Genomic DNA, 25,669 nt, shown 5'->3' on the forward strand with positions numbered 1-25,669 from the left:
CCGGCGAATATTCGGCAATCGGCCCGGTTTTATTGTCGATTTACTTCATGCTACAAACACAGGCACCGACTTCAACCGTGGAGAGTGTCATCATGAATGCTCCGGCCGTGGCTGCCGAAACGCGCCATTCTTCTTCCGCCGCCCCCGTCGCCGGCACGCGCGTCGCCGTGCAACCGGTGATTCTTGCCGGCGGTTCCGGCACGCGCCTGTGGCCGATGTCGCGCGAACGCTTTCCGAAGCAACTGATCGGCCTGCTCGGCGACCATTCGTTGCTGCAGTCGACCGCGCTGCGCCTCGACGGCCTGACGGCCGACCATCCGCTGAACGACGACGTGCTGATCGTATGCGGCGAGGATCACCGCTTCACGACCGCCGAACAGCTGCGCCTCACCGGCAAGTCCGCCTCGATCATGCTCGAGCCGACCGGCCGCGACACCGCGCCCGCGCTGACGCTCGCCGCGCTGCGGCTCGTCGCCGACGGCAACGATGCGGTGATGACCGTGATGCCGGCCGACCACGCAGTCGCCGACCTGCCGCGCTTTCACGCAGCCGTCGCGGCCGGCGTGCACTGCGCGATGCAAGGCAAGATCGCGACGATGGGCATCGTGCCCACGCACGCGGAAACCGGCTACGGCTACATCCGCGTCGGCGCGCCGCTCGGCGACGCCGCGACCGGCAGCCTCGACGTGCGCCGCCTCGACCGTTTCGTCGAGAAGCCGCACCTCGAACTCGCCCGGCAGTACGTCGCATCGGGCGAATACTGGTGGAACAGCGGCATCTTCATCGTGCGCGCGTCGGTGTGGCTGAACGCGATCCGCCAGCTCGAACCCGCGATCCTCGCGGCCTGCGAACAGGCGGTCGCCCAGGGCAAGGCCGACGGCGATTTCTTCCGCGTCGATCGCGACGCCTTCGCCGCGTCGCCGTCGAACTCGATCGACTACGCGGTAATGGAGCCGCTCGCGAGCCAGCCGCAACTGTGCGAGAGCGTCGTCGTGCCGCTCGACGCGGGCTGGTCGGACGTCGGCTCGTGGGACGCGATCTGGCAGATCTCGCCGAAGGACGAAGCCGGGAACGTCGGCCGCGGCCACGTGCTGCTCGAAGGCGCGGAATCGACGTTCGCCCATTCGGAAAGCCGGCTCGTCGCGTGCGTCGGCACGCAGAACCTCGTCGTCGTCGAAACCCCGGACGCCGTGCTCGTCGCGGACAAGTCGCGCGTGCAGGACGTGAAGAAGATCGTCGGGCGCATCAAGGCGCAACGCGGCGCGGAAGCCGCCGATCACCGCAAGGTGCATCGCCCGTGGGGCCACTACGATTCGGTCGACATGGGCGAACGCTTCCAGGTGAAACGCATCGTCGTGAAACCGGGCGCGCGGCTGTCGCTGCAGATGCACCACCACCGCGCCGAACACTGGATCGTCGTGCGCGGCACCGCGCGCATCACACGCGGCGACGAAACGTTCCTGCTGTCCGAAAACGAATCGACGTACATCCCGCTCGGCGTGTCGCATCGGCTGGAGAACCCGGGCAAGATGCCGCTCGAACTGATCGAGGTGCAGTCGGGCGCGTATCTCGGCGAAGACGACATCGTCCGCTTCGACGATACCTACGGTCGCCAGTGACGACGCGTACGCCCGGGGCGCCGCTGCAATCTTGGCGCCCCGGGCGATGCGGGCATGGGGAGACGGAAGGGACGGCGGAGTTTCGGCGCGGGTGTCGTGGCACACGACGGCCCGCGCGGGCCGGCGGTACGACGATCAGCCCACGCGGTACGCGTATTCGCGCCGCTCCGGCTGCACCGGATCGTTGCGGCTTTCGGACAGCGTGCTCGCGTGATGTTCGGCGATGAAGCGCTTGATGTCCGACTCCGCACGCGCGAGCGCAGACAGGCCGGCCAGCGCCTCGCCTTGCGGCGCGCGCACCGGTTCGTCGCTCGCGCCATGGCGATCGATCCACTGGCGCGCCCAGTCGAGCGCGAACTGCTCGGCTTCCTCGGCATCGGTGAAACGCGGGCCGATGAGGCCCGAGCGCTCGACGCGCCGGTCGTCCTGCGAAATCTCGGCCCACGCGCGATACATCAGGTTCTGCACGGGCTGCGCGATCCCGCAGATCGTATAGCCGCGATACTCGTCGACCTGCGGCTCGGCCGCGGCGAAGCTCGCCGACGACCCATGCGCATGACGCAACCCCATCGAGCGCGCACCAGGCACGACGAACGACGCATCGGCGTCGCTCGCGCGCGCGTCGTCCGGCATGACCGTCTGCGATGCGCCCTCGCCACCCCAAACGTTTGCGTGCGCGACCGGCAATTGCCACGACTCGGGGTTCTGCCAGAACACGCCGCGCAGGCGGTCGTTGTCGGGCTCCGGCTCGGCGCGACGGGCGGGCACGGCCGGCACCGGCGGCGGCGGGATATACGCGAACGTGCGCCCGCTGAACTGGGTCAGCACGTCGATCATCTGAAGCAGCGTGCCGGACGCGAGCCACTCCTCGTAGCGGCGACGGCACGTCGGCCCGGACGGATAGCGCCCGGGCAGCTTCGACCAGGCTTCACCGGTCGTCAGGATCCAGAGCACCGCATTGGCGACGACGCGCGGTTCGGCTCGTGGCCGCCCGCGACGGTTCAGCCGGATGGGTTCATCGGCGATCAGCGGTGAAAGACGAAACCACTCTTCATCGTTAAGCTCATCGAAGAACATAGTAGATCTCTCCACGCAGCCAGGCCGGGGCTGCGATTGGCGGCGCCGTCGCGACGCTTCGCGTCGCCGGGCGGCCAGGTTGCACATTATGGTTATCCGGTGTTGTGCATGCCGGCGCGACACCGCACTTTCACGGTGCCGCCATTCCCGGCAATGGCGCACAAATCACGGTCTCACTCCAATGTGGGAATTTTTGTGCACGAAGCATACCATCCCTAGGGTTTATCTCAATATGACAATGACTTAATGTTACGCACTGAAACAACCTGCCATGGGCGGGTAATGTATTTACGCTTGAATTTTTTTGCGCGATCTTTATGCCCGCCGCTGCAAAGGCCCGTCCGGCGGGGCTTTGAGGCGGGTTCAGAAGACCCGCCCATGGGCATTTCCGGGCTGCTCCGACCCTCGTCGGCAACAATCCCGCGGATTGCTTCCCGACATCGGTAAATCAGGGAAAAAACGGTAACAAGATATTCACGAATCGGTAAATCATTCGAATCTCGCCGATTTTAATTATCTCCGTGCACAATCTTTTTATTGTTTCTCTGCGAGTGATGAAAGCTCGATGACGCCCGATGCACATTTGTCGTCACGCGCAAACTCGTGACGTCTGTTACATCTTCGCGGTCGGTGGGCGAGCGCCCGCGCCGCATCGCGGGGGCGATATCCCGTTTCCGGTCGGAACGAAAAAAATGGAGGACGGCGCGGCGGCGTGCGCGATGCGCGGCGGACGGGTCAGCGCAGATCGCCGGCCAGCGACGCGGTCACGTCCGCGTCCACGCGCTGCGCGGGCATCGTATACGCCGGGTGATCGCAGCCGATCGACAGCGCCGCCCCGCCCTTGAGCGCCGCGCGCATCGGCGCGGCGAGTTCGAAGCGCACGAAGTGCACGGCCGACGTCTTGTCGGCGTTGTCGCGTTCGAGATCCTCGTCGGCGATCGCATAGACGTTCGCGTGCCCGTCGACCTGCAGGTACACGCGATCCTCGATACCGATCAGCCGCGCGAGCGCCGCGCGCCGTTCGATCTCGTGCTCGTACTCGATCTGCATCGTCGCCTTCAGGTTCGTGCCGTCGGGCACGAGCGGCAGATACGCTTCCAGCTCCCCTTCGATGCCCGCCTCGTCGAAGATCTTCTCGATGTGCAGCATCTCCTGGATCTGATAGCGGATCGTCGTCTCGTCCTCGAACAGGAAGCGCAGGTGGTTGCCGAGCGCCACCGCGCGACGGCGCTTGTACGCGACGAGCCGCGCGTGTTCGGCCTTGCGGATCTTCGCGTACGCTTCGAGCGTCAGCAGGGAGTCGCGGGTCAGCGCCATGGGAGATCCTCGTGGGTCGGCCGGCGGCGGCTCAGATGCCGTACGCGCGACGCAGCAGCGTGAGCGGATGGGCGAGCGGCGCGGACGGCAGCCCGTTGTCGTCGATGCCCTGCACGATGTGATGGCCGGCCAGCGCGCAATCCGACGACACGAAATCCGGCTGCGGCTCGGCCATCGCCTTGAACACGGGCCCGCCGATCCGCATCGCGTCCGCATGAAATTCCTTCTTCACGCCGAACGTGCCCGCATGCCCCGAGCAGCGCTCGACGACGTTCACGCGCGTATCGGGCACGAGCGACAGCGCGTCGGCCGTCTTGCGGCCGATGTTCTGCACGCGCGCGTGGCACGGCACGTGATACGACACGGTGCCGAGGCCCGTCTTGAAATCGGTCTTCAGCAGTCCGTCGCGATGCCGCGCGATCACGTATTCGAACGGGTCCCAGAATGCGTCGGCCACCGCGCGCACCGCGTCGTCGCCGGGAAACATCAGCGGCAGCTCGCTCTTGTACATCAGCACGCAGCTCGGGATCGCGCCGATCAGCGCATAGCCTTCGCGCGCATAGCGTTCGAGCACCGGCAGGTTCACGTCCTTCTTCGCGGCCACGCCGGCGAGGTTGCCCTGTTCGAGCAGCGGCATCCCGCAGCACGCTTCGCGCGCGACGAGCTCGTACGGGATGTCGTTGTGCGCGAGGATCGCGAGCAGGTCGTGGCCGATACCCGGCTCGTTGAAATTCACGTAGCACGTCGCGTAGATCGCGACCTTGCCGGGCGTGCGTTCGCCGTCGCGCACGGGCGGGCCGTCCGAGGGCTTCGCCGCGCGGCGGAACTTGCGCGGCGCGAATTCCGGCAGCCACGCGTGGCGATCGACGCCGAGCGTCGCTTCGAGCGCATGTCGCGCGGGCGGCGTACGGTTCACCGCGTTCACCGCCTGCGTGACGACCGGGATGCCGGCGAAGTGGCCGAGCGCGTCGGTGTTCGACAGCACCTTGTCGCGCAGCGTCGCTTCGCCGCGCCGGTAGCGCGCGGCCTTGCCGCGCAGCATCAGGTGCGGGAAGTCGACGTTCCATGCGTGCGGCGGCACGTACGGGCATTTCGTCATGTAGCAGAGGTCGCACAGGTAGCACTGGTCGACGACCTTGCCGAACGCTGCCTTCGGTACTTCCTCGATATCGCCCATCGGCGTGTCGTCGACCAGATCGAACAGCGTCGGAAACGCGCCGCACAGCGACACGCAGCGCCGGCATCCGGCGCAGATGTCGAACACGCGCGTCATTTCCGCATCGATCGCGGCCTGGTCGTAGAACGCATCGGACTGCCAGTCGAGCGGATGCCGGGTCGGGGCTTCGAGACTGCCTTCCTTGTGGGGCATGGAGCGCTCCAGCGTGGCGCATGCGCGCCGGCGCCGCCCGCACGACGCGGGCAGCGATGAACGAACGGCCGGCCGCTTGCCGGTCGCACGGCCCGCCGTGCGGCCCGCTGCGGCCCGTCAGTCGACGAGACTGTCCAGCGCTTTCGTATAGCGGTTCGCGTGGCTGCGTTCGGCCTTCGCGAGCGTCTCGAACCAGTTCGCGATTTCGTCGAAACCCTCGTCGCGCGCCGTCTTCGCCATGCCCGGATACATGTCGGTGTATTCGTGCGTTTCGCCGGCGATCGCCGCTTCGAGATTCAGCCGCGACGAACCGAACGGCAAGCCCGTCGCCGGATCGCCGACGGTTTCCAGGTATTCGAGATGGCCGTGCGCATGGCCGGTTTCGCCTTCGGCGGTGGAGCGGAACAGCGCGGCGACGTCGTTCTGGCCTTCGACGTCGGCCTTCGAAGCGAAATACAGATAACGCCGGTTCGCCTGCGATTCGCCCGCGAATGCGGCCTTCAGGTTCTCTTCGGTTTTGCTGCCCTTGAGTTGAGCCATTTGCGCCTCCGTTCGAGTCGGCGCGGCCGCGTGCGAAGCCGGGGCCGATTCAGAGATGTGGGGAACGATGCGTGTGTCGGGGCGCGCGCATCGTGCTCTTCAATCTAGGCGCTGGCGTTCGCATCCCCCAATAGGCTTTTTCAATCCGGGCGATAGTGCGGGGGGCTTCGGCTGCTGGGTGCCGGTTGCGGCTGCCGACTGCCGCTACGGTTGCCCGCTACGCGCGGAACGCGTCACGCATCCGTCGCCCTCCTGAGCAACAGTTCGCGTTCGCGCTCGTTGCGCGTGAGCTCCGCCGCACGGCGGAATTCGGCCTTGGCCTCGTCGGCGCGGCCCAGCTTCGCCAGCAGGTCGCCGCGCACGCTCGGCAGCCAGTGATAGCGCGCCAGCGCGGGATCGTCGCGCAGCACGTCGACGAGTTCGAGCGCCGCGGCCGGCCCGAACGCCATTCCGACGGCCACCGCGCGATTCAGCTCGACGACGGGCGACGGCGCGACCTCGGCGAGCGCGTCATACAACGCGACGATCTGCGCCCAGTCGGTATCCGACGCACGCCGTGCCCGCGCGTGACAGGCAGCCAGCGCGGCCTGCAGCGCATACGGCCCGCGTACGCCGCCGAGCTTCGTCGCGCGTTCGAGCGCCGCGAGGCCGCGCCGGATCAGCAGCGGATCCCAGCGGCTGCGGTCCTGATCGAGCAGCAGCACGGGCCGGCCCTGCGCGTCGGTACGCGCATGCATGCGCGACGCCTGCAGTTCCATCAGCGCGACGAGCCCGAGCACCTCGCTCTCGTCCGGCGCGAGGCTGGCCAGCACACGGCCGAGCCGCAGCGCCTCGTCGCACAGCGCCGGGCGTGTCCAGTCGTCGCCGGAGGTCGCCGCATAGCCTTCGTTGAACACCAGATAGATCACTTCGAGCACCGACGCGAGCCGCGCGGGCCGCGCATCGGCAGCCGGCACCTCGAACGGCACGTGCGCCGCCGCGAGCGTGCGCTTGGCGCGCACGATCCGCTGCGCGATCGTCGGCTCGGGTGTCAGGAACGCGCGCGCGATCTCGCCCGTCGTCAGCCCGCCGAGCAGCCGCAGCGTCAGCGCGACGCGCGCATCGGTCGACAGCACCGGGTGGCACGACGTGAAGATCAGCCGCAGCAGATCGTCGCCGATGTCGTCGTTCGCATCGGCAATCGCGTCCGCGATGTCGGGGACGACATGCGCTTCGAGCGCGTCCATCTCGTGGCCGAGCTGGTCGCGCTTCGCTGCGTGAAGCGATTCCTGCCGGACCCGGTCGAGTGCGCGGCGCTTCACGGCCGTCATCAGCCACGCGGCCGGGTTGTCGGGCACGCCGTCGACCGGCCAATGCTCGAGCGCCGCGACGAGCGTGTCCTGCGCCAGTTCCTCGGCCACGCCGACGTCGCGCACCACGCGCGCGGCGCGCGCGATGATCTTGGGCGCCTCGATCCGCCAGACCGCTTCGATCGCACGGTGAGTGGCCTCACGCGTCACGGCGCGGGCCCCTCGGCGGCCGCATCCAGCGGCATGGCCATCAGCTCCCATGCATGGCCGTCCGGATCGTCGAACCCGTGGCCGTACATGTTCGGGTATTCGCGCGGCGGCTGCGGCGCCGACCCGCCGGCCGCCAGCGCCTTCGCGACGATCGCGTCGACCTCGGCGCGGCTTTCGCACGACAGGCACGACAGCGCCTGCACCTGCGTCGCCGGATCGACGATGGTCTTGCCGGTGAAGGTCTGGAAAAACGGCCGCACGAGCAACATCGCGAAAATCGTGTCGCCGATCTTGATGCAGGCGGCCTGGTCGTTGGTGTAGGCCGGCACGACTTCGAAGCCGAGCGCCTGGTAGAACGCCTTCGAGCGCGGCAGGTCGGCCACGGGCAGGTTGATGAAGACCATCTTGTGCATGACGGGTGCTCCCTGTGAAACCGGATTCGGGTGGGGATTCAGGCGCCGGTACGGCCGACGTGAAGCTCGCGGAACCGCTCGACTGCATCGCTCGGCGTGAGGTCGTCGAGCTCGAACAGCGGCCGCACCTCGATCTCGCAATCCATCTCGGCGCCGAACGGCGCGGGGAACCGGCGCGTCCATTCGAGCGCTTCGTCGCGCGAACGCACCTGGATCAGCGTATAGCCGGCGATCAGTTCCTTCGTTTCGGCGAACGGGCCGTCGATCACCGTGCCCTTGCCGCCCGTGTAACGCACGCGCCAGCCGCGCGCGCTCGGCCGCAGCCCGTTCGCGTCGAGCAGCACGCCGGCTTTGGCCAGTTCCTCGTGATAGACGGTCATGGCCTCGACCAGCCGGTTGTCCGGCAACGCGTCGGACTCGCTGACGGCGTTCGCCCGGATCATGATCATGAATCGCATCGTTTGCTCCTTGTCGTCGATGGAAGGCGGCGCCCGTTCATCGGCGCCCTATCCGGACGACGGCCGGAAGATGGCCCAATCGACACATTCAGCGACAAATCAGGGTAAATACCGAGTCGCGGCATTCACAGGAAGCACGGGCCGACCGCGCGGACCTCGACCGTGCACCACTGCGCGGCCGGGCACTGGCGCGCGATCTCGATCGCCTCCTCGCGCGTGTCGACGTCGACGAGAAAGAAACCGCCGACCATCTCCTTCGCTTCCGCGAACGGGCCGTCGAGCAGGCGCGTCTCGCCGTCGCGCACCTGCACGCGCGTGCCGCGCTCCGAGCGCTCCAGCGACTCGACGCCGCGCAGCACGCCGCGCGCCTTCAGCGACTCGGCGAAATCGACCATCCGCGCATACAGCGCCTGACCTTCGTCGAGCGTGCGCCCGGCGCGCTGGTCGGTCGGCTCGACAATCAACAGCATGTAAGACATGGAGTTCTCCTGTGGGATCGGGGCGCGGCAGTTCTCGCCGCGCGATCGGGATGCGTCGACCGATGCCGAAGCGTAGCAGCCGCCGCACGGCCTGCATCGTCGGCCGATCGGCACTGGCCGGATGGCCATTTCGGCCGCTTCCCGGCATTTTGCCGTCAAGATGCGCTCCCGAACCGTCGGATTGTCTTCCACTGGACCGCCCCATGTCACGCCTGCTTCTGCCGCTCGCCGCACCGTTCATTGCCCTCTCCGTCCTCGCCGCCCTCATCGCCCGGCCGGCCGCGGCCATGCCGCCGGTCAGCGCCGGCTGCGGCGGCGCAACCACGCCGATTGCCGACCTGCGCAGCGCCGCCGGCCCGTCGCCGCTGGCCGGGCAAACGACGTCGATCGAAGCGGTGGTCACCGCCGCGTTCGACGGCGCCGACGGCCTCGGCGGCTTCTTCGTCCAGCAGGCCGACGCGCAGCGACGGCATCGGCCGGGCGTTCCGGAAGGCGTGTTCGTGTACGCGCCGAACGCGCGCGCAAAGGCCGGCGATCTCGTGCATCTGACGGGCCGCGTCGACGAGCGATACGGCCGGACGCAATTCACGCTGTCGGGCGGTGTGACCGTCTGCGCACGCGGGCAGACGGTCACGCCGGCAACGCTCACGCTGCCGGTCGCCGCGCACGCCGTGCTGGCCGCCCACGAGGCGATGCGCGTGCGCCTGCCGCAAACGCTGACGGTCAGCGATACCCACGACCTCGGCCGCTACGGTAGCGTCGTCCTGAGCAACGGCCGGCTGCGCATCCCGACCCAGGTCGCAGCGCCGGCCGAGGCCGCCGCGCTCGCGGCAGCCAACGCACGCAACCGCATCGTGCTCGACGACGGCTCGAACCGCCGCGATCCCGCGACCGTGCGCTATCCGCCGCCCGCGCTGAGCGCCGCCAACACGCTGCGCGCGGGCTATACGGTGCGCGGCGTCGAAGGCGTGCTCGAACTGCGCTACGGCGCGTGGCGGCTGCAACCGGTTGCCGGCGCGGCGCCGGTGTTCGATGCCGCCGCGAACCCGCGTACCGGTGCGCCGGCCCGGCATCCCGACGCCGACCTCCGTGTCGCGTCGTTCAACGTATTCAACTATTTCAACGGCGACGGGCATGGCGGCGGATTCGACGCCCCGGCCAACCGCGGCGCGAAAACGCCCGCCGTGTTCGCCCGGCAGGAGGCGAAGATCGTCGCGGCGTTGCACGCGCTGCGTGCCGACGTGATCGGGCTGATGGAAATCGCGAACAACGGCCACGGCGAGACCAGCGCCGTGCGGCGTCTCGCCGCGCAGCTCGGCGACGGCTGGCGCGCGGTCGATCCCGGCACCGCGCGGCTCGGCCGCGATGCGATCGCGGTCGCGCTGCTTTACGACAGCCGCACGGTCGAGCCGGCCGGGCGCGCGGCGAGCCTCGCGCTCGGCGGCCGGCACCGCCCGCCGCTCGCGCAGACATTCCGGCGCATCGGCGGCACGCGCACCTTCACGGTCGCGGTCAATCACCTGAAATCGAAGAACTGCCCGAACGCGACCGGCGCCGATCGCGACCAGTCGGACGGCCAGGGTTGCTGGAACGCGGCGCGCACACGCGCCGCCACGCGGGTGGCCGACTGGCTCGCCACGTCGCCGACAGGCGTCGCCGCCGATGGCGTGCTGCTGATCGGCGACCTGAACAGCTACGCGAAGGAAGATCCGGTCCGCGCGCTCGAATCGCGCGGCTACACGAACCTGGTGCCCCGCTTCGTCGGCGATGCTGCGTACAGCTACGTATATCGCGGCGAAGCGGGCAGCCTCGACCACGCACTCGCCACGCCGTCGCTCGCCGCACGCGTGAAGGCCGCCCACGTCTGGCACATCAATGCCGACGAGCCGGTCGCGCTGCAACCGGTGCCCGATTACAAAACAGCCGCGCAACGGGCGTCTTATTACGCACCCGACCCGTACCGCTCGTCGGATCACGATCCCGTCGTGATCGACGTCGCGCTTGGCGATGCCGGCACGTTGGCCGTCCCGGGCACGAACCCTGCTCCTCGAACAGGGGTGGACTAGTGCAATTGCATCAGCACACGACCTGCAACGGCACTATTTACCTGGCGACCCCGGCGCCCCATATTTACCGTGCCTTCACCGCGTAGCACTGCCCGATACGCCGCTTCGCCGCGAATGCGAATTTTTTTCAACCGCCGCGCCGCCCCGTGTGGCGGGGCTTTGCGGCAATCCTGCCGACGAATTGAAAATTTGTCTCGAAACTCAATCGGGCCAAATGAATCACACTGGTTGCTGGGATTCGTCTTATCTTCAAATTAGCCTTGAATCGAAGGAGGATAAACACCATGGCGCTCACCGACTCGATCGAACACAAGCTGGACCGCGGCCTGTCCGACATTCGTCGCACGGGCCGGCGCGTGGGACGCACGACGCGCTCGGCGGCCCGCGACCTGCATGCGGACGTCAGCGACGATCTGCGCGGGCTGGTCGACGAACTCGAAGATCTTCTGAAAAACGACGGCGACGGCGATATTGCCGCGCTGCGCAAGCGCGTGCAGTCGAGGCTCGACGAAGCGCGCAGTGCGCTCGACCATGCATCGGGCAGCGCGGCCGCCCGGCTGCGCGAATCGGCCGAACGCGTGTCGCAGGTGGTGCAGGACAACCCGTGGCAAACCGCCGGCGTCGTGGCCGGCCTCGCGTTCGTTGCGGGCCTGCTCCTTGCCCGCCGTTGAACGGAGCCGGCTCCCCGCCGCCCGCCCCGTTCGTCTTCAGTCCGCCCTCAATCAGACAACGAAGGAGAAACGCCATGCAGAAGACCTTTGCCATGAAAGCCGCCGCCGCGGTCCTGCTCGGCAGCCTCGCGCTCGCAGGCTGCACGACCACGCCGGATAAACCGGACAACGCGGCAGCCAGCGCGTCGAAACGCGAATCGATCGACGCCAGCGTCAACGCGACGCTGTCGCGCCTCTATTCGACGGTGCCCGGTTCGCGTGAGCTCGTCGCGAAATCGCGCGGCGTGCTCGTGTTCCCGAACGTGCTGCAGGCCGGCTTCATCGTCGGCGGCCAGTCCGGCAACGGCGCGCTGCGCGTCGGCGGCAGCACGGTCGGCTACTACAACACGTCGTCGCTGTCGGTCGGCCTGCAGGCCGGCGCCCAGTCGAAGGCGATCGTGTTCCTGTTCATGACGCAGGATGCGCTCGACTCGTTCCGCAGGTCCGAAGGCTGGTCCGCGGGCGCCGACGCATCGGTCGCGGTCGTGAAGGTCGGCGCGAACGGCGCGGTCGATACGACCACGGCCACCGCACCGGTCGAGGTGCTGGTCCTGACCAACGCGGGCCTGATGGGCGACCTTTCGGTGAACGGCACCAAGGTCACGAAGCTCCATATCTGACGATGCGGCACGCGGCGTTGTGCCGCGTTTGCTTCCCGGCAGCGCCGCGGCCCCGGCCGCGGCGTTTTCGTATGCGCCGCGCGCCGCCGCTATGATGGCGGCGCCTTTGCGGGCATACTCCGGTTCGAGCCGCCCCGCGGCGCATTGCGCCGCGAACCCGTGACGATCGCAAACCAATCGCGCACGAGGCCACGAGATTCAATCAAACCACGCATCAATCTGCCCGAATGTCATCCATGGATAGCGGACACGACCACCAAAAATTCTTCTACTTCCTGCTGGCCGCGGTCACCGTCGGACTCTGCTGGATCCTCGCGCCGTTTTCCGGCGCCGTGTTCTGGGGGACCATTCTCGCGATCCTGTTCCAGCCGGTGCAGCGCTGGCTCGCCGCGCGCTTCGGCAAGCGGCGCAACCTGGCCGCGCTCGTGACGCTGTCGCTGATCGTGCTGATCGTGATCCTGCCGCTCGTGTTCGTCGCCGGGACGCTCGTCCAGGAAATCGCGTACGTGTACCAGGAAATCAAGACCGCGCAGCCGAACTATTCGCAGTACTTCCAGGACGTCATCCACGCGCTGCCGTCGTCGATCCAGCACCTGCTGCAGAAATACGGGCTGAGCAACCTCCCCGGCATCCAGAAGAAGCTGACCGACGGCGCCGCGCAGATCAGCCAGCTCGCGGCCACGCAGGCGCTCAGCATCGGCCAGAACACGTTCCAGTTCGTCGTGAGCTTCGGCGTGATGCTGTATCTGGTGTTCTTCCTGCTGCGCGACGGCGGCGAGATCGGCCGCCGCGTGCGTCGCGCGCTGCCGCTCGACGACGAGCACAAGCACCTGCTGCTCGCAAAGTTCACGACGGTCGTGCGCGCGACGGTGAAGGGCAACATCGCGGTCGCGCTCGTGCAGGGCGCGCTCGGCGGCCTGATCTTCTGGATCCTCGGCATCGAGGGCGTCGTGCTGTGGGGCGCGCTGATGGCGTTCCTGTCGCTGCTGCCCGCGATCGGCGCGAGCCTCGTGTGGGTGCCGGCCGCGCTCTACTTCCTGATGATCGGCGCGGTGTGGAAATGCGTGATCCTCGTCGCGTTCTGCGTCGGCGTGATCGGCCTCGTCGACAACCTGCTGCGCCCGATCCTCGTCGGCAAGGACACGAAGATGCCCGACTGGGTCGTGCTGATCTCGACGCTCGGCGGGATGGCGCTGTTCGGCATCACCGGCTTCGTGATCGGGCCGCTCGTCGCCGCGCTGTTCATGGCGAGCTGGGACATCTACGCACGCGCCGAACAGGGCGAATGACATGCCGCACGGCGCGTGCCGCGCACCGGCGGCACCCGCCGTCACGGATGACGAATGCGGATCAGCACGGGCGCCACGGCGCCCGTTTCTTCGTCCGCCGCCAGCGTCATCACGCCGCCGTACGGGCCCACGCGCCACGCGCGGCCCGATACCAGCGGCACGCCTCGATCGGCAAGTGCATCGCGCCACGTTGCGCGCATGCCCGATCCGGCATCGGCTGCGAACCGCGCACCGTCAGGCGTGACCAGCGTCACGTCGGCGCCCGGCAAGCGCCGGCCGTGCGCATCGAATCGCAGCGTTGCCACCGCGCCGGTGCCTGCCGCCGCGCCGTCTTCGACCACCCCACCCGGTCCCGCATCGAGCGTCACATCGTAGAGATCGACGAGCGCGCCGGTGAATCGCACGATCCCGCCCGGCGCCGCGTGCCCGGCCGCCGCCACCGCATGCGACATCGACAACGCCACGCCGAGCCCGATCGCCATCCTCCGCACGATACCGGCGCGCCGCACCGTTCGATTGCGCATCGCCACCGATGCCGCCCGCTTCACGCCGTTTCGCATGTTTCTTCTCCCTCGCCACATGACCAGAAAAAAAGCGGCGTGACGCATCGGTCACGCCGCCTGTCTGCTGGCCATCACTTTAGGGAGAGACGTCCGGACAATATATGGGACAAGTCCTAAACTAGCGGCCGATTGACCGAACGCAGCGCATTCGACACGCTCTCGCGGCAGCGCACGAACGGCATCGCACGCTGCGCCGCGAACCGGTCACGCGTCCGGATCGACGCGCAGCACGAGCTTGCCGCGATGGTCGCCGTCGAACAGGCGATTCAGCACGTCGGGCGCATTCTCGAGGCCGTCGGCCACCGTCTCCTCGGCCTTGAGCCGTCCGTCGCGCAGCCAGCCGGACAGCACCTGCACGGCTTCGCGGCTCTTGCGGTAATCGAGGATCAGGAAGCCGCGCATCGTCAGCCGCTTCGAGATCAGCACGCCGACGTCGTCCGCCGCGCGCCCGCTGTTGTAGTTCGAGATCACGCCGCACAGCGCGACACGCCCGCCGATCACCATCCGCGACAGCACCGCGCGCATCACTTCGCCGCCGACGTTCTCGAAGTTCACGTGCACGCCGTCCGGCGTCGCCGCCTTCAGTTGCTGACGGAAATCGTCCGCCTTGTAGTCGACGGCCGCGTCGAAGCCGAGCGTTTCGGTCAGGTAGCGGCACTTGTCCGCGCCGCCCGCGATGCCGACCACGCGCGCGCCGTGGATCTTGCCGATCTGTCCGGCGATCGAGCCGACCGAGCCGGCCGCCGCCGATACCACGAGCGTCTCGCCCGGCTGCACCGGCGCGATGTCGGTCAGCCCGTAGTACGCGGTCAGCCCGCTCATCCCGCACGCACCGAGCAGCGTCGGCAGCGGCAGGCCCGACTGCGCGGGCAGCTTCACGAGCTGCGCGGCCTGGTCGGCCGGCACGACCGCGTAATCCTGCCAGCCGACGAGCCCCTGCACGAGATCGCCGTCGGCGAAGCCCGCATGACGCGACGCCACCACGCGCCCGATGCCGAGCGCGCGCATCACCTCGCCGATCGCGACGGGCGGCAGGTACTGCGGCACGTCGCTCATCCACACGCGGTTGGTCGGGTCCATCGACAGATACAGCACGCGCACGAGCACCTCGCCGTCCGCGAGCGCCGGCACCGGCGTCTCGACGAGCGAAAAGTGTTCGCGGCCGACCCGCCCTTCCGGGCGCGTCTTCAGCAGCAGTTGGCGGTTCACGGGTGTGGACACGAGGGTCTCCTCCGGTCGTTGTGGTTCGGGATGCGCGTCAGACCGCGCACATGCCGCCGTCGATCACGAGTTCGGCGGCGGTCACGAAGCGGCTCTCGTCGGACGCGAGATACACCGCTGCATGCGCGACGTCGTCCGGCTCGCCGAGCCGGCGCAGCGGAATGCCGCGCGCGAGCTTGCGCGTCGCGTCGCGTTCGCCGAGCGACTGGAACAGCGGCTCGACGATCCCGGTGCGGATGAACGCCGGGTGAATCGAGTTGCAGCGCACGTCGATCTCGCGACGCGCGCAATCGATCGCGACCGACTTCGTCAGCGACGCGACCGCCGCCTTCGACGCGTTGTACGCGGTGAAATCCGGCTCGACCTTGAACGCGGCCACCGACGAGATGTTGATGATCGATGCGGGATGGCTTTCGGCCAGATACGACAGCGCATGCTTGCAGCCGAGCACGATGCTCTCGACGTTGATCGCCATCACGCGCCGCCATTCGTTCAGCTCGATCTGCGCGGGCGAGCCGATCGAGCCCACGCCCGCATTGTTGACGAGCACCGACAGCCCGCCCATCGCATCGACGGCCTGCGCGAGCAGCACCTGCCAGCGCGCCTCGTCGCGCACGTCCTGCGTCGCGGCGAACGCGACCGGCGTCGCGTGGTCCGCGTTGAGCTCCTGCGCGAACGCGTCGAGCACCGCCGCGTCGGCGATGTCGGTCACGAACACGCGTGCGCCCTGCTCGACCATCCGGCGCGCGATCGCGCGGCCGAGGCCGCCCGCGGCGCCCGTGATGTATGCGCACTTGCCGGCAAGGCGCGGAGAAACGACTGTCATGTGACCTGCTCCTGTCATGAATCGTCGTCGCGAAACGCTACCGCGACGGGTTTGCCGTGCCGGTTCCGGCCGACGCGGGCCGCTCGACTGCGCGTCGGCATCACGACGCGCCGCACGGTTTCCGCGAGTATATCGACCTGAACGCGACGCGCACCAGCCGGCGCCGGGCTGCCCGCGCCGGTTGAACGACAGCCAGCGTACGCGAATGCCGCCGATCGATGAAATGAATAATCGTTATGCCCGGTCATAGACAGGGATCATGACCTGCGCGCACCGGCACGCAGCCATGAACGGGGCCGTTCGTCGATGCGGCGAGGGCCGGTGGGCTGCGTTGCGCGCAGGCGGCAACGCGTTCATGAATCGGGAATCGGGGGGCTGAACGGCGGGGAATCGAGCCACCGCCGGACGAATGCCGGCGGCAGGAAAGCGGCGCCGGGGCGCGTCAGAACCCGGCGCCCGACGGCGCGCGCACGAACGCGCAGAGCTGAGGCGAATGGGTATCGATCATCTGCTGGAACGGTGCACGATGCCCGTACGCGATGCCCGACACGAGCAACAGGCAGACGGCCCCGACGCGCGGCGAGAATGCCCGCTGGCGCGTGCCGTCGTAGCCGCGCAGGAACAGCAGCGCGACGAGCGCGCCGAGCATCCAGCCGGCGATCACTTCCGGCACGCTGTGCGAATGGTCGAACACGCGCGCGACGGCCGTGACCGCGCCGACGGCCAGCCCGGCCGCGATGCCGGGCGCCTTGCCGGCCCGGAACGCCTGCCACAGCATCGACAGCGCGACGGTCCACACGGACGTCGACAGCATCGTATGGCCGCTGATCATGCGGAAATCGAATTGCGGCAACTCGATGCCGCAGCCGGCATAGAGGATCTTGGTGGCGCCGACGACGCCCATCCCCGCGGCGAGCAGCACGCCCCAGCGGACGGCCAGGCGCCAGTCGGTCAGCGCGAGCCATACCGCGCACGTCAGCGCGATCGGCAAGGTCAGCGCGGCATCGCCGATGTTGCTGATTTCACTCCACATAACGGACTTCGGACGACGATCGAAAGACCGCAGTTTACCGCATGCGCGCCGCCCGACTGTGTCAGCCTGTGACAGGCTGTATCAGCCCGCGACACCGGTAATCAGCAGCAGGTTCGTTCCGGTGATGACGGCGAACAGCGCCCAAGCGGCAACCTGCATCCCGCGCCCGATCGTGTGCTCGCCCATCGTGTTGCGATCGCTGACCGAACGGATCAGCGGCCACATCGCGAACGGCAGCTGCAGGCTCAGCAGCACCTGGCTCCACACGAGCAGTTGCCCGACCGAGCCGTCGCCGAGCCACAGCACGCCGATCAGTGCCGGCACGAGCGCGAGCCCGCGCGTGATCAGCCGGCGCTGGTAGCACGGGATCTTCGCATGCAGGAAGCCGTCCATGATCACCTGGCCGGCGATCGTGCCGGTGAGCGTCGAGCTCTGCCCCGACGCGAGCAGCGCGATGCCGAACAGCAGCGCGGCCGCGCCGCCCGCGATCGGCGTGATCAGCCGGTAGGCCTGCTCGATGTCGGTCACGTTGTGCTGACCGGTCGCATGGAACGCCGCCCCCGCGACGACCAGGATCGCCGCGTTGACGAGCATCGCGACGAACAGCGACACGCAGGTGTCGATGCGCACCAGCGCAAGCGTGTCGCGGATCATGCCGCGCGCACCGCCGACCACCCGCCGCGTCTGCACGACCGACGAATGCAGATACAGGTTGTGCGGCATGATCGTCGCGCCGACGATGCCGAGCGCGAGCACGATCGCGTCCTTGCGGTCGTGGCCCGGATCGCCGGGCACGAGCCCGCCGACCACCGCGTGCCAGTCGGGCGGCGTGATCGCCACCTGCGCGACGAAGCAGAATGCCATCGTCGCGATCAGCCCGAGCACGATCGCCTCGATCTGCCGGAACCCCTTGCCCTGCAGGCCGAGCACGATCACCGTGTCGAGCGCGGTGAGCACAACACCCCATGCGAGCGGCACGCCGAGCAGCAGCTTGAATGCGAGCGCGCAGCCGAGCACTTCCGCGATGTCGCACGCGACGATCGACACCTCGGCGGTCACCCACTGCACGATGCGGCCGAACCGGCCGTAGCGGTCGTAGCTGGCCTGCGCGAGATCCTTGCCCGCGACGAGCCCGAGCCGTGCCGCGAGCATCTGCAGGAAGATCGCCGCCAGGCTCGAGAATGCGACGACCCACAGCAGCGAATAACCGAACTGCGAGCCGGCCTGGATGTCGGTCGCCCAGTTGCCGGGGTCCATGTAGCCGATCGCGACCAGCAGGCCGGGGCCGAAGAAGCGCTTGAGCTTCTGCCAGCGCGGCGCGCCCGCATCGATCGTGATGCTGCCCTTTACTTCCGACGGGCAGAAAGGGGCGGTGGCGGTAGTGGGGAGGAAGGGCATGGAAACCGGGAATCGAAATCGCGACAGGTCGATTCTACGGGTATCCGTGCGGTTTGCTCCGGCGCGGCGGCGGCGAGCGCGGCGCGATGCGCGCCGGCATCGGCGCGAACGCCGCCGTTCGCATCGGGCGGCGTGGCGCCGTGAGCGAGGATCCGTTCGCGCTCGGTGACGCGAAATTCGGTCGGCGACATCAGCATGCGCTGGCGAAACAGCTTCGCGAGCCGCTCGCCGCTGCCGAACCCGGTGCGGCGCGCGACCTTGTCGGCCGGCAGCGTCGTGTGGACCAGCATGTGACAGGCGCGCTCGATCCGCACGTGCTGGACGAACTCGGTCGGCGTCACGCCGATCTCCTTCTTGAAGCGCCGCAGGAAATTGCGCTCGCTCATCGCGGCGGCCCGTGCGGCGCTCGCGATCGAGATGCGGTTCACGCTCTGCGCGCGCAGCCGCTGCGCCGACATCCGGATCGACGGGCTCGCGCTCAGCTCGCGAAAGGCCCACATCGACTGCGTATAGCGGTGCTCGACCGGCCGCATCATGTTGCTGGCGATCTCCTGCGCGGCGCTGTCGCCGAGATCGGCGCGGAACATGTCGAACACAGCGGCGAACACGTCGGTTTCACCGGCCTGCCGTTCGACCGTCGTGGCGGCCCGGCGGCCGGACCGCCCGTCGCTCGCCGCCGACGGACGCTGCATCGCGGCAAGCGCGGGCAGATCCATTCCGTCGACGATCCAGCGCGCATGACGACGAACGTCGATGAGACGCCGCCGCAATGCGTCATCCAAATTGACGGCCGCGCGATCGCCGTGAAGATGGAAGAACGCAAGCGCGCGGCGGCCGTGCTCGTCGCCGAGCGGATCGGCCGCGATGCTCACGCCGGACGACGACTGCACCAGTCCCCCGCTTTCGGAAACGTACTTCAGCTGATAATCCGCACCGTATGCGTGCAGGCGATTCGCCAGATTGAAAGCCTCGCCGAGACGCGCGGCCTGTGCCAACGAAAACCCCGTACTCAAATAGATGACGACCCACCTTTGATCTGCTGCATTCACTGGCCAAGCCCCCGACTTGTTCGACTTCTCTATTACCGTCGAACTGTCAGGCTTATATTTGGTTTGAATACGTGCGACAGGACGGCTATCCCGAAATATGAAGCGACGGCATCTTAGCCGAACGGGTCGCGCCTTTGGCGCGAAATGGCCGACGTGGACAGCATGATGGCGGATTACTACAGGCTGTTAACGGTTACCGGCGGATCTGTACGGAATCGTACAGACAGATATCGCCAATTATTACGATTTCCTGCACCGCAATCCGCGCAATTCATTACCGCATATCGCGTCGGATATTCGGATAATGCGTAACCGCATATCGGCGCAAACGATATTTGCGCCGATTCGATGCCGACGATCCACACGCACGAAAGCGCGCGCGGCCGTTGCCCGCGCATCCTTTAGAATCGGTCCACCGTTCACCACGCCGCTCCGCGCCCCGTGCCTGCCGATCACCGTCTCGACCTGAACCTGTTTCGCGTGCTCGACGCCGTCTACGTGCACGGCGGCATCGGCGCGGCCGCCCGCGCGCTGCATCTCACGCAGCCGGCCGTCACCCATGCGCTCAACCGGCTGCGCGCACACTTCGACGATCCGCTGTTCGTGCGCCAGGGCAACCGCGTCGTGGCGACCGAACGCACGCGTTCGATCATCGCGGACGTGCAGTTGCACCTGAAGGGCCTGCAAGGCACCGCGCGCGCACCATCCGCATTCGATCCCGCGACGCTCGACCTGAGCATCGCGGTCGGCATTCGCGACGTGCTCGAATCGATCGCGCTGCCGCGAATCGTCGCCGCGTTCGCCGACGAAGCGCCGGGCCTGCGGCTCGTGAGCCGCCGCATCGCGGTGGCCGACATCGAGCGCGAACTCGCATCGGGCAATCTCGATCTCGCCGTCGATCGCCGCGTGCCGACGGGCCCGCGCATCGCCACCGAGCACCTGCTCGACGATTCGCTCGTCGTCGCGCTGCGCGGCGATCATCCGCTCGCGCGCGAGCCGCTGCGGCGCGGCGACTATTTCGCGGCGCAGCACGTCACGGTGTCGTCGTTCGGCGAGCCGCAATCGCTCGACGTGCTGCTCGGCAACGACGGACGCCTCCGCGATATCCGGCTCACGTGCCAGCACTATTTCGCCGCGTGCCAGATCGCCGCGGCCGGCAACCTGCTGGTCACGCTGCCGCATACCTATGCGGTGCGGATGGCCGCGATGCTGCCGATCGTCGTGCGGCCGCTGCCGCTGCAACTCAAGCCGTTCCCGCTCCTCGCGTACTGGCACGAATCGCGCGACGCCGATCGCGCGCACCAGTGGGTGCGCGAGCGCATCGCCGCGCTCGTGCGCAGCAGCGCCGGCGTCGCTCACTCATAGCCGCCCGGCGCACGCGCTCGCGCCCGGGGCGATATGCTGACGGCTGCGCGCCGCCATCCGGCGCCCGCTTCCTTCTTCCTTCTTCCCGGAGACCAGCCATGCCGCTCATCCACGCCGCCGCCGTCCTCGACGCCGATGCGCCCGACTACGTCGTTCAGCTGCAGGCCGGCACGCATGCGCTGACCGGCGACGAAGCGCCGCGCGAAGGCGGCCAGGATCGCGGGCCCGCGCCGTACGCGTTCGTACTGGCCGGCCTCGCGCAATGCACGGCCGCGACGCTGCGCATGTACATGCAGCGCAAGGCGTGGCCCGCCGCGCGCATCGACGTGCGCACCGAGCTGCATGCCGATCGCGACGGCACGCAATACGTGCGCCGCGTCGTGACGCTCGACGGCCCGCTCGACGATGCGCAACGCCAGCGCCTCGCCGAGATCTGCGAGAAGACGCCGGTCACGCAGTTCATCAAGCGCGGCACGCGAATCGACACGACGTTGAGCTGATACGGCGCAATACGTAACGCGCACCGCACACGGTCGGCGCGCAAAAAAACGGGGGCCGCGCACGCTGCGCGGCCCCCGTTTCGTCGATCTCACCCGGCGCTTACAGGCCAAGCGCGGACAGGTCGAGCTTGCCGTCCTTCATCGGCGGACACCAGAAATACGCGCCGGTCAGCGGCCGCGTGAAGCGGAACAGCCCGTCGACGATGCCGTCTTCCACGCCGCTCATCCGGCGCATCTGCACGTCGAACGCGCGGAACGAGCAGCCGAACGCAACGAAGTAGAGGCCCGCGCGGCGCGCATCCGACCACGGCGACGAACGGCGCAGCATGAATGCCTCCGGCTCGAAGCTCTCCTGCGCGGTGCGCTTCACGTGCGCGAATTCGGGCGCGTCGTCGAGTTCTTCGTTGTCCGAGCGGCGGCGCCCGATGATGTCGTCCATGTCGCCCGACGGAATGCGCTCCATCTGGTCGAAGTCGTGCAGCCATTGCTGGACCGCGACGAAGCTCGCGCCGTCGAGCCCCACGCCCTGCCCCGTGACGATCGCCGCGGCCACCGCGTCGTCGCCTTCCGGGTTCTCGGTGCCGTCCTCGTAGCCTGACAGGTCGCGATCGTTCGAATAGCGGAAACCGTCGACCGCGTCCTGCAGCACGAATGCCGGCGCCAGCGCGCGTTCGATCGCCCGCGTGCGCAGCACGACCTCGCCGCGGTCGTCCGCGCGCAGCCAGACCCATACGTCGGCCGGCGTGACCGGCAGCGTGCGGTCGTTCACCGAGAACGTCGGGTATTCGGTCAGGCCCGGAACCGGATGCCCGAGATACGCGGCGAGCGCGTGCCCGAAACCGACGACCGTGTCGCGTCCGTCGACGATCTCGCGCAGCGCGGCCAGCGCCGCCGCGACGTTGCCGTCGTTCGAAATCGTGAAAGTGAGGTATCGGGCCACCGTATCGATCGGGGTCAGGATGCCTTGCTGAACGTCGCTCATCGTTTCCTCAGAATGTATCGTGGTGAATCCGCGGGGCCGTGAAGCCGCGCGCCGCGGACGCCGAAGTGTAATCGACGGGCGTGCCGGCCTTGCGCCGCCGCACCGCGAAAAGGCCGCAAAAGAAGGGCCGAAACCTCGAATACTAACCGTATCGACGCTGCAACGCCGCATTCGTCGGACATTGCGGCGCGCCCGGCAGTCCTGATAGAATCTTTTCACGTCTTTTCGGCGTCCTTTCAACCGTTCACTTCAGGGAGGTGCAGATGTTCCGAATGCCAGCCACCTTCCCGAACGTGGTCCCACGGCGTAGCTGATCCAGCCCGCCGTTCGCGCCGGCTCCCGAGTGTTCCGCTAACCCGTCAGCCGCGCCGTTTCCCGACAGCCCGTTTCGTTCCGCCGCCCGGTTTCCGCGCGGCCCGGCTGTTGCGTTTTCGATGTTCTCCGAACCGGAAAGTCCCGTCGCGCGATGCGCCGGGCAACGATCAATGACCAGAAAAACCACCCATCGTGGCGGCCAGGCGTTCCAGGCCGTCTTCGGCTTCACCTTCCGTTACTGGCGCAAGCAGCCGGCACGCGCCGCCACGGTCGCGGGCCTCGCACTGCTCGCCGCGCTCGCCGACGTGCTCACGCCGCTGTTCGCCGGCCGCCTCGTCGACGCGCTGTCGACCGGACTGACCGACCGCGCCGCCGCGTGGCATGCGGCCCTCGTCGCGTTCGGCACGCTCGCCGCGCTCGGGCTCGGCGCGACGCTGCTGCGCCAGGGCGTCTACCTGAACATCATCACGCTCACGCTGAAGATGATGAGCGAGATCGCGGCCGCGTCGTTTCATCGCGTGCAGCGCTTCTCGACCGACTGGCACGCGAACAGTTTCGCCGGCTCGACGGTGCGCAAGATCACGCGCGGGATCTGGGCGCTCGACCTGCTGAACGACACCGTGCTGATCGCGCTGCTGCCGTCGGTCATGATGCTCGTCGGCGCCACCGTGCTGCTCGGCACGCACTGGCCCGTGATGGGGCTCGTCGTCGGCGCCGGGTCGCTGCTGTACATCGCGGTGACGGTCGCGGTGTCGCTCGGCATCGTCGCGCCGGCCGCGCGGCTCGGCAACCTGTGGGATACGCGCATGGGCGGCGCGCTCGCCGACGCGGTGAGCTGCAACGCGGTCGTCAAGGCGTTCGGCGCGGAAACGCGCGAGGAGGCGCGGCTCGCGCGCGTGATCGGCAAGTGGCGGCAACGCACGCGCCGCACGTGGGTGCGCGGCACGCTCAACGGCGGGTTGCAGGGCGCGATGCTCGTCGCGATGCAGGCCGCGATGATCGGCGTCGCGCTGCGGCTGTGGATGAACGACGAGGCGAGCGTCGGCGACATCGCGTTCGCGCTGACGATGTTCTTCATGCTGCAAGGCTACCTGCGCGACGTCGGCATGCACATCCGCAACCTGCAGCGCTCGGTGAACGACATGGAAGAACTCGTCGCGCTCGAGCGCCAGCCGCTCGGCATCGACGATCGTCCCGGCGCGCCGGCGATCCGGATCGGGCAAGGCGAGATCCGCTTCGAGCACGTGACGTTCCGCTACGGCAACCATCCGGTGCCGCTGTACGACGATTTCTCGATGCGCATCGCGCCGGGCGAGCGCGTGGGCCTCGTCGGCCATTCCGGGTCGGGCAAGACGACGTTCATCAAGCTGATCCAGCGCCTGTACGACGTGTCGGGCGGTCGCATCACGATCGACGGCCAGGACATCGCGCAGGTGCGGCAGGATTCGCTGCGCAGCCAGATCGCGATCGTCCAGCAGGAACCGGTGCTGTTTCACCGCACGCTCGCGGAGAACATCGCGTATGCGCGCCCCGAAGCAAGTCGGGCCGACATCGAGCGCGCCGCGCGGCTCGCCAGCGCGCACGACTTCATCGCCGCGCTGCCGGACGGCTACGACACGCTCGTCGGCGAACGCGGAATCAAGCTGTCGGGCGGCGAACGCCAGCGGGTCGCGATCGCACGCGCATTCCTCGCGGATGCGCCGATCCTGATCCTCGACGAAGCCACGTCGAGCCTCGACAGCGAAAGCGAGCTGCTGATCCAGCAGGCGATGGAGCGGCTGATGGTCGGCCGCACGACGCTCGTGGTCGCGCACCGGCTGTCGACCGTGCGCGCGCTCGACCGGCTGCTGGTGCTCGATCGCGGCAAGGTGATCGAGGAAGGCAACCACGACGCGCTGATCCGGATCGACGGCGGCATCTATCGCCGGCTGTTCGAACGGCAGGCGCTGGAACTCGCGAAGGGGCTCGCCGATTCGCCGCGGCGCATCGCGGACGATGCCGCCGGGCCGCTCGGCGAGCCTGCCGCGGTGTGACGCGAGCGTGTCGCAACGTGCGCCGGCGGTGCGGTCATCACCGCCGGCGCGCGTCGATAAACGGATCCGGATCGAGGCCGTGCCACGTGCACGGCCTTTTTTTCGCCCGCGAACCCCGCCGGCCACCCCGACGCCACGCGGCGCCAGGCCGCCGCTTCCGGGATCACTTATCATGTCGACCAGGAAATTTGCGACTAGGGATCGACCATGTTTACAGGAATTGTCCAGGGCGTTGCCACCATCAAGGCCATCGCCGATCACGGGGAACTGAGAACCTTCAGCATCGAATTCCCGGAGCGGTTCACCGACGACATCGAGATCGGCGCCAGCGTGTCGGTCGACGGCGTCTGCCTGACGGTGACGACCATCCATTCGCCGGAACTGATCGACTTCGACGTGATGCTGCCGAGCCTGCGGATCACCACGCTGGCCGATCTCGCGACGGGCGGCCGCGTCAACGTGGAGCGGGCCGCGAAGGACGGCGCGGAGATCGGCGGGCATCCGCTGTCCGGCCACGTCGATTTCACCGGGACGATCCGGCACATCGCGGTGTCCGAACACAACCGGATGGTGCGCATCGGCGTGCCGGACGCGTTCAGGCGCTACGTGTTCGCGAAGGGCTATATCGCGATCAACGGCTGCAGCCTGACGGTGTCCGACGTCAATCGCGACGAAGGCTGGTTCGACGTCTGGCTGATTCCCGAAACGCGACGCGCGACGACTTTCGATGCGAAGGGCGTCAACGACACGGTCAACATCGAGATCGAGCGCAGCACGCAGGTGGTCGTCGACACGATCCGGGAATCGGTCAAGGAAACGCTCGGCGAACTGAACGGCGTCGTCACCGCATTGCTCGCGGAAAAAGGCATCGATATCGAGGAACTGCTGGCGCGCCACGTCGCCCGCCTGCCGAAGCAGTAACGGCTGC

Annotated in this window: 24 protein-coding genes; 9 read left to right on the forward strand and 15 right to left on the reverse strand. The window is 68.1% G+C overall.

From position 1 onward, the window contains the following. The first annotated feature begins 92 nt into the window (after window positions 1-92). Window positions 93-1,619 carry a mannose-1-phosphate guanylyltransferase/mannose-6-phosphate isomerase gene (locus tag HWX08_RS07065; protein WP_174922314.1) on the forward strand — a complete coding sequence of 509 codons (1,527 nt, stop codon included), beginning with the start codon at window positions 93-95 and terminating at the stop codon, window positions 1,617-1,619. 135 nt (window positions 1,620-1,754) lie between these two features. On the opposite strand, the gene HWX08_RS07070 is transcribed toward HWX08_RS07065, so the two are convergent. The 8 genes from HWX08_RS07070 to HWX08_RS07105 form a co-directional block, all read right to left on the reverse strand. Beyond that, window positions 1,755-2,696 (reverse strand): transposase, encoded by a 942-nt coding sequence (locus tag HWX08_RS07070; protein WP_174922327.1) that lies wholly within the window; start codon window positions 2,694-2,696, stop codon window positions 1,755-1,757. A 735-nt stretch (window positions 2,697-3,431) separates the two neighbouring features. Next, window positions 3,432-4,013: a DUF3501 family protein gene (locus tag HWX08_RS07075; protein WP_069259421.1), complete on the reverse strand. Its 582-nt coding sequence runs from the start codon at window positions 4,011-4,013 to the stop codon at window positions 3,432-3,434. 31 nt (window positions 4,014-4,044) lie between these two features. Further along, window positions 4,045-5,382 carry a heterodisulfide reductase-related iron-sulfur binding cluster gene (locus HWX08_RS07080; RefSeq protein ID WP_069259420.1) on the reverse strand — a complete coding sequence of 446 codons (1,338 nt, stop codon included), beginning with the start codon at window positions 5,380-5,382 and terminating at the stop codon, window positions 4,045-4,047. 117 nt (window positions 5,383-5,499) lie between these two features. Next, window positions 5,500-5,922, reverse strand: coding sequence for a rubrerythrin family protein (locus tag HWX08_RS07085; protein WP_069259419.1), 423 nt, complete (start codon window positions 5,920-5,922; stop codon window positions 5,500-5,502). 233 nt (window positions 5,923-6,155) lie between these two features. After that, window positions 6,156-7,421, reverse strand: coding sequence for an RNA polymerase sigma factor (locus HWX08_RS07090; protein ID WP_069259418.1), 1,266 nt, complete (start codon window positions 7,419-7,421; stop codon window positions 6,156-6,158). Next, window positions 7,418-7,834: a VOC family protein gene (locus HWX08_RS07095; RefSeq protein WP_174922313.1), complete on the reverse strand. Its 417-nt coding sequence runs from the start codon at window positions 7,832-7,834 to the stop codon at window positions 7,418-7,420. The genes HWX08_RS07090 and HWX08_RS07095 overlap by 4 nt, the downstream gene beginning before the upstream one ends. Window positions 7,835-7,872: 38 nt before the next feature. Beyond that, a complete protein-coding gene (locus tag HWX08_RS07100; RefSeq protein ID WP_069259416.1) occupies window positions 7,873-8,292 on the reverse strand; it encodes a YciI family protein in 420 nt (139 codons plus the stop codon). Window positions 8,293-8,417: 125 nt separating this feature from the next. After that, entirely contained in the window at window positions 8,418-8,771 is a 354-nt protein-coding gene (locus HWX08_RS07105) for a YciI family protein (RefSeq protein ID WP_069259415.1), read from the reverse strand. A gap of 203 nt (window positions 8,772-8,974) precedes the next feature. Here HWX08_RS07105 and HWX08_RS07110 point away from each other — a divergent pair, with 203 nt between their 5' ends. From HWX08_RS07110 to HWX08_RS07125, 4 genes are all read left to right on the forward strand, one after another. After that, complete coding sequence (locus tag HWX08_RS07110) at window positions 8,975-10,837, forward strand: ExeM/NucH family extracellular endonuclease (protein ID WP_174922326.1); 1,863 nt, start codon at window positions 8,975-8,977, stop codon at window positions 10,835-10,837. Window positions 10,838-11,121: 284 nt separating this feature from the next. After that, window positions 11,122-11,508: an ElaB/YgaM/YqjD family protein gene (locus tag HWX08_RS07115; RefSeq protein WP_069259413.1), complete on the forward strand. Its 387-nt coding sequence runs from the start codon at window positions 11,122-11,124 to the stop codon at window positions 11,506-11,508. A 74-nt stretch (window positions 11,509-11,582) separates the two neighbouring features. Continuing rightward, window positions 11,583-12,167 carry a BPSL1445 family SYLF domain-containing lipoprotein gene (locus HWX08_RS07120; RefSeq protein WP_069259412.1) on the forward strand — a complete coding sequence of 195 codons (585 nt, stop codon included), beginning with the start codon at window positions 11,583-11,585 and terminating at the stop codon, window positions 12,165-12,167. A gap of 236 nt (window positions 12,168-12,403) precedes the next feature. Further along, window positions 12,404-13,456, forward strand: coding sequence for an AI-2E family transporter (locus HWX08_RS07125; RefSeq protein WP_069259411.1), 1,053 nt, complete (start codon window positions 12,404-12,406; stop codon window positions 13,454-13,456). Between the two features lie 41 nt (window positions 13,457-13,497). Here HWX08_RS07125 and HWX08_RS07130 read toward each other — a convergent pair whose 3' ends face one another. From HWX08_RS07130 to HWX08_RS07155, 6 genes are all read right to left on the reverse strand, one after another. Beyond that, a complete protein-coding gene (locus HWX08_RS07130) occupies window positions 13,498-14,016 on the reverse strand; it encodes a thioesterase (RefSeq protein ID WP_069259410.1) in 519 nt (172 codons plus the stop codon). A gap of 207 nt (window positions 14,017-14,223) precedes the next feature. Continuing rightward, the gene (locus HWX08_RS07135) at window positions 14,224-15,240 is read right to left on the reverse strand and encodes an NADP-dependent oxidoreductase (RefSeq protein ID WP_174922312.1); all 1,017 of its coding nucleotides are present in this window, start codon (window positions 15,238-15,240) and stop codon (window positions 14,224-14,226) included. Between the two features lie 37 nt (window positions 15,241-15,277). Then, window positions 15,278-16,066, reverse strand: coding sequence for an SDR family oxidoreductase (locus HWX08_RS07140; protein ID WP_174922311.1), 789 nt, complete (start codon window positions 16,064-16,066; stop codon window positions 15,278-15,280). Between the two features lie 442 nt (window positions 16,067-16,508). Beyond that, window positions 16,509-17,099 carry a phosphatase PAP2 family protein gene (locus tag HWX08_RS07145; RefSeq protein WP_069259407.1) on the reverse strand — a complete coding sequence of 197 codons (591 nt, stop codon included), beginning with the start codon at window positions 17,097-17,099 and terminating at the stop codon, window positions 16,509-16,511. Between the two features lie 81 nt (window positions 17,100-17,180). Beyond that, window positions 17,181-18,497: an Nramp family divalent metal transporter gene (locus HWX08_RS07150; RefSeq protein ID WP_069259406.1), complete on the reverse strand. Its 1,317-nt coding sequence runs from the start codon at window positions 18,495-18,497 to the stop codon at window positions 17,181-17,183. After that, on the reverse strand, window positions 18,446-19,492 hold the full coding sequence (locus HWX08_RS07155; RefSeq protein WP_174922310.1) for a helix-turn-helix domain-containing protein: 1,047 nt from the start codon (window positions 19,490-19,492) through the stop codon (window positions 18,446-18,448). Before HWX08_RS07155 ends, HWX08_RS07150 begins: the two co-directional genes overlap by 52 nt. A 495-nt stretch (window positions 19,493-19,987) precedes the next feature. On the opposite strand from HWX08_RS07155, the gene HWX08_RS07160 reads away from it, so the two are divergent. Beyond that, a complete protein-coding gene (locus HWX08_RS07160) occupies window positions 19,988-20,911 on the forward strand; it encodes a LysR family transcriptional regulator (RefSeq protein WP_174922309.1) in 924 nt (307 codons plus the stop codon). A 98-nt stretch (window positions 20,912-21,009) separates the two neighbouring features. Next, on the forward strand, window positions 21,010-21,411 hold the full coding sequence (locus tag HWX08_RS07165) for an OsmC family protein (protein WP_069259403.1): 402 nt from the start codon (window positions 21,010-21,012) through the stop codon (window positions 21,409-21,411). A 100-nt stretch (window positions 21,412-21,511) separates the two neighbouring features. Here the strand turns inward: HWX08_RS07165 and HWX08_RS07170 are convergent, their stop codons facing one another. Continuing rightward, window positions 21,512-22,393: a Dyp-type peroxidase gene (locus HWX08_RS07170; RefSeq protein ID WP_069259402.1), complete on the reverse strand. Its 882-nt coding sequence runs from the start codon at window positions 22,391-22,393 to the stop codon at window positions 21,512-21,514. 485 nt (window positions 22,394-22,878) lie between these two features. On the opposite strand from HWX08_RS07170, the gene HWX08_RS07175 reads away from it, so the two are divergent. Together HWX08_RS07175 and HWX08_RS07180 are read left to right on the forward strand one after the other, a co-directional pair. Beyond that, the gene (locus HWX08_RS07175) at window positions 22,879-24,741 is read left to right on the forward strand and encodes an ABC transporter ATP-binding protein (protein ID WP_174922308.1); all 1,863 of its coding nucleotides are present in this window, start codon (window positions 22,879-22,881) and stop codon (window positions 24,739-24,741) included. Window positions 24,742-24,948: 207 nt separating this feature from the next. Further along, the gene (locus HWX08_RS07180; RefSeq protein WP_174922307.1) at window positions 24,949-25,662 is read left to right on the forward strand and encodes a riboflavin synthase subunit alpha; all 714 of its coding nucleotides are present in this window, start codon (window positions 24,949-24,951) and stop codon (window positions 25,660-25,662) included. Window positions 25,663-25,669 lie beyond the last annotated feature (7 nt).

The organism is Burkholderia metallica, assembly GCF_902832845.1.
GTDB classification, from domain to species: domain Bacteria; phylum Pseudomonadota; class Gammaproteobacteria; order Burkholderiales; family Burkholderiaceae; genus Burkholderia; species Burkholderia metallica.

Coding starts and splice junctions, on each gene's coding strand:
- HWX08_RS07115 (WP_069259413.1), top strand. CDS start 11,122: ATGGCGCTCACCGACTCGATCGAACACAAGCTGGACCGCGGCCTGTCC.
- HWX08_RS07100 (WP_069259416.1), bottom strand. CDS start 8,292: ATGCGATTCATGATCATGATCCGGGCGAACGCCGTCAGCGAGTCCGAC.
- HWX08_RS07130 (WP_069259410.1), bottom strand. CDS start 14,016: ATGCGAAACGGCGTGAAGCGGGCGGCATCGGTGGCGATGCGCAATCGA.
- HWX08_RS07110 (WP_174922326.1), top strand. CDS start 8,975: ATGTCACGCCTGCTTCTGCCGCTCGCCGCACCGTTCATTGCCCTCTCC.
- HWX08_RS07070 (WP_174922327.1), bottom strand. CDS start 2,696: ATGTTCTTCGATGAGCTTAACGATGAAGAGTGGTTTCGTCTTTCACCG.
- HWX08_RS07075 (WP_069259421.1), bottom strand. CDS start 4,013: ATGGCGCTGACCCGCGACTCCCTGCTGACGCTCGAAGCGTACGCGAAG.
- HWX08_RS07095 (WP_174922313.1), bottom strand. CDS start 7,834: ATGCACAAGATGGTCTTCATCAACCTGCCCGTGGCCGACCTGCCGCGC.
- HWX08_RS07120 (WP_069259412.1), top strand. CDS start 11,583: ATGCAGAAGACCTTTGCCATGAAAGCCGCCGCCGCGGTCCTGCTCGGC.
- HWX08_RS07140 (WP_174922311.1), bottom strand. CDS start 16,066: ATGACAGTCGTTTCTCCGCGCCTTGCCGGCAAGTGCGCATACATCACG.
- HWX08_RS07150 (WP_069259406.1), bottom strand. CDS start 18,497: ATGCCCTTCCTCCCCACTACCGCCACCGCCCCTTTCTGCCCGTCGGAA.
- HWX08_RS07085 (WP_069259419.1), bottom strand. CDS start 5,922: ATGGCTCAACTCAAGGGCAGCAAAACCGAAGAGAACCTGAAGGCCGCA.
- HWX08_RS07105 (WP_069259415.1), bottom strand. CDS start 8,771: ATGTCTTACATGCTGTTGATTGTCGAGCCGACCGACCAGCGCGCCGGG.
- HWX08_RS07165 (WP_069259403.1), top strand. CDS start 21,010: ATGCCGCTCATCCACGCCGCCGCCGTCCTCGACGCCGATGCGCCCGAC.
- HWX08_RS07065 (WP_174922314.1), top strand. CDS start 93: ATGAATGCTCCGGCCGTGGCTGCCGAAACGCGCCATTCTTCTTCCGCC.
- HWX08_RS07175 (WP_174922308.1), top strand. CDS start 22,879: ATGACCAGAAAAACCACCCATCGTGGCGGCCAGGCGTTCCAGGCCGTC.
- HWX08_RS07080 (WP_069259420.1), bottom strand. CDS start 5,382: ATGCCCCACAAGGAAGGCAGTCTCGAAGCCCCGACCCGGCATCCGCTC.
- HWX08_RS07145 (WP_069259407.1), bottom strand. CDS start 17,099: ATGTGGAGTGAAATCAGCAACATCGGCGATGCCGCGCTGACCTTGCCG.
- HWX08_RS07170 (WP_069259402.1), bottom strand. CDS start 22,393: ATGAGCGACGTTCAGCAAGGCATCCTGACCCCGATCGATACGGTGGCC.
- HWX08_RS07125 (WP_069259411.1), top strand. CDS start 12,404: ATGGATAGCGGACACGACCACCAAAAATTCTTCTACTTCCTGCTGGCC.
- HWX08_RS07180 (WP_174922307.1), top strand. CDS start 24,949: ATGTTTACAGGAATTGTCCAGGGCGTTGCCACCATCAAGGCCATCGCC.